Origin of the sequence: Arenibacter lacus, assembly GCF_008711145.1 — a bacterium.
In the GTDB taxonomy this organism is placed as follows: domain Bacteria; phylum Bacteroidota; class Bacteroidia; order Flavobacteriales; family Flavobacteriaceae; genus Arenibacter; species Arenibacter amylolyticus.
Genome location: NZ_VVIN01000130.1, coordinates 1 through 3395, shown reverse-complemented (window position 1 = coordinate 3395; position 3395 = coordinate 1). Strand labels below are relative to the sequence as shown.

2 protein-coding genes are annotated in these 3395 nt (G+C 37.8%); both read right to left on the bottom strand.

The annotated features are described in order from the left end of the window. Nucleotides 1-362, bottom strand: a 362-nt coding sequence (gene mobC / locus F1E73_RS16630) for a plasmid mobilization relaxosome protein MobC (RefSeq protein ID WP_150452611.1), incomplete at its 3' end; no start/stop codon positions are given. 584 nt (nucleotides 363-946) lie between these two features. Then, the coding region (locus F1E73_RS17695) for a carboxypeptidase-like regulatory domain-containing protein (RefSeq protein WP_191089055.1) at nucleotides 947-3395 on the bottom strand (2449 nt) is incomplete at its 5' end.

The window sequence follows — 3395 nt, the reverse complement described above, 5'->3', positions numbered from 1 at the left end:
GTATTCAAGGTAGCGACCAGTTCATTGGCCTTTTGCATCTCATGTACAAGGCTTGCATTGGGACTCCGTTGGTTCTTGTAATGGGCCACTTTTACCAATTGATTGAGGTTGTTCCCTATTTTGTTCAGTTGATAATTAACTTTCGGAGTACTAACTGGTAGTCCTTCCACTTTCTCCACCTCCTTGCTTAGAATGAGGGTTCTTAAAAAAGGGCCCACCGTACCTCTTTTATGGAAATCGACCTTATTAGACTGTAAAAGCGCCTTCACTTTTTCCAGTTCTTCGGTATTGAATCGGAGCGTGATGGCATGCTTTCGCTTGCTCTCTCCCAACCGTTTCCTGCCGATGCTGCCAATTGCCATTATTTTTCTTGTTTTTTACTGCCGAGGGCAGCTTTTCACTTCGCTAGAAGTAGGAGTTTTGCGTTGCGCAAAACATAACTTGCTATCCGTTAAAAACGGATATTTCTATATAAATATAACACATCAAAATCTATCCTAAAAGACTTATTTACAGTATTTTACACCTTAAAACCATATAAAGCCATATGAGACCATATAAGACCAGCCCTGGTTTAATATGGTCTTATATTTTATTCGAAAAAATGGTAAAAACGATAAAAATAGCTCGATTTCATAGCAAGGGATAAAAAGGGCAAGGGGTTTTTTCACCCCTTGTGCTTTGGTGCGGTGCCGAGGCTGTCGGGCTAGACTGCAAGCAAAATCCTTTCCTAACAGATAGGATAAAATGTGGTGGTTAGGGGAAAGAATAGTGCTGGAAGATTGGCCCGATGGCCGCAGGGGCATGGTAATTATTACAAGTTTAATTGCCACAGAAAGTCTATTTAAACCTGGGGTTTAGTAAACTTTTGAGGATTGGTATTTTCCTACGTGAAATTTCGTTTAAGGAAACTATTCAACCTTTTATCTCCATTATTTATGATCACCTAAAGTTTATAGGTTAGTGATACCATGGCAATTCTAGGCAGGACAAAAGTATTTTGATCTGACACGATGAAATCATTGAAGCGATTTTGGTTTTTATACCTAACATCAAATAAGTTTTGGACGGTTAATTTAAAATCCCATGCGCTATTTTCCTTGCCATAATAAAACGAAGCATTACCAATGCTAAACTCATGTGATGAATCTGTCGATTTATTCTGATATTTATAATGGGTATAATCAAAGGATCCGATAAAATTCTTCAAGAAGTCGTATTCAACAGAAATAAAGGGTTCGTTCGTTAGAAAATTAAATGTATTGTTATTCGATCCGTAGTTTCCCAGACTTTGTTTGAATCCAACTTCAATAATTGGAAATTCTTTGTGCAGGGTTTGTGCTGAAAGTCTATAAGAACCCGTAGTGTTTTTATATTCCGAAATGGTCCCATTAATCTGCTGGGATGATCTGGATGAGTTTAACCTGGTCGTTAAACTATATTTAAAATTCCTAGTGCTCTTTTTAGCTATTATGGTGCCATTTAAATTTTGGTTCGGTGCACTAAGCCTGATTGGTGACGTAATTCTATCTTGATCCTCTGTTATAACTGAGTTTGTAATACCATTTATTCTGTACTCATAACTCATTACCCCCAATACATACAGTCCTCTCAATAAACTGGATCTAGAATAGGTAAGACTGGAATAATGGCTTAGATCATTTTCAAGGTCTTCATTTCCTATATATACCGAATTATAGGATTGTAAATAATACTTGCCGGCCAACCTTTCCGCATCGGAAAATGAACTTTTTAATTTGGAGTCCAATCTAAGAAAAGCTCCCGAAGAACTAGAACGCCTTCTTATGGAAACATCTGGGAGCAATACCCATTTATTTTTTTTGATGATATTGGCCTGATCAATGGACCAAGAGTAGTTGTGCAGGAAAAAGCTCTGGTGAAACTCAAATTCCCCTACCCTGGCATTATAGTACATCCCAGCATATAGGTCGTTCAACCTAAAGCTCAAGTCATTTCCAAAACCGTTGGAACTAAAGTCGTTTATCGTGCCATCGTCCAAAAGTTGACTATCATTTGTAACGAATTGATACGCCTTATATTGGTTGCCAAAAGTGGCATGCACTAGATTAAAATTATCAATATTCCAATAATGTTTGAATATACCGCTTGCAGTGCTATTTTGAACCTGACGTAACATTTCCAACCTATAGATATCATCCGGCTCGAGCGGAACGATGCCCTGCGAAATGGCCCTGTTGGTATCCCAAAAAATGTTTGTGTTATTTTTGTCGTATTCAAAATTGGCACTTGAAGAAAAGGCATGTTTGGAGGATAATTTTTTATGCCACTCCACATTTCCATTTGCGTAAACATCTTCTGAATCATCCAAACTATTAAAAGATTGTTCCTCTGTATTTATAATGGACAAAATAGAATTTTGATCGGTATTGTCCGTTCCCTTTGCCATTATATCGAAGGACCATTGTTCCAAAGTATTGGGGGCGTAAGTAAGCTTAATTTTTCCAAGGCCCAATTTTTTATGGAAGGTTCCCGTGTTCGTGACCTTCTCCAAAAAGCTATTGTCAGGTAGCATATAATCATTTGTGGCCTCCATACGGTTTTCGTACTTGGAACCGGAAAAAATCATATAACTGGAAAGGTCGATTTTATCGTTTAAGGTTTTAGTGATATTTAAGGCCCCAACAGTGTTCTCGCTCTTTGTTACATCCGTAACTTCTATGGCATTGGAAATCGTCTTTCTTTCTGCCATATCCCTAGCATTGAAATTGCTGGAAGGACCGCCAGTGAAATTTTGATAGTCCTTAAATGTAAATGTTTTTCCCCCGGTGTTGTTCAGCCCACCGATAAAATTAATATTGATTTCCGGTCGGTAATAGAATAGATTGGCATGGGCATTATAAAAACTTTCATTTCCCTTGCCCGCTTCGATATCCCCGAAAACAAAATTCTTTTTACCTTCCTTTAATTTTATGTTCATGGCCATATTGTCCGTTCGGGTCATTCCTTTTAAAAAAGATATCTCATTGTAGTCATCTATTATTTCGACTTCGTTGACGGCCTTGGCAGGAATATTATCTACTGCCAGTTTACTGTTGCCCCCGAAAAAGCTTTTATTTTCGACCAGAACATGGGTTACTTTTTTGCCTTGGCTGGTAACAGTTCCATCTTTATCGACTTCGATACCCGGTAATTTCTCCAGTATATTCTTAAGCTTTCGTTCCTCACCCGTTACAAACTTGTCTACTCTATAAATAATAGTATCCTTTTTTATAGAAATAGGCAGTTCCATTACTACGGTAACGGCATCCAATTTTGTTACATCTGTGCTTAACTGAATGTCCCTTTTAAAATCCTCTAAAGCGGTATGGGAAAAATCCAACGTTTTAAAACCGAGCATACTTACGGTAATGGTA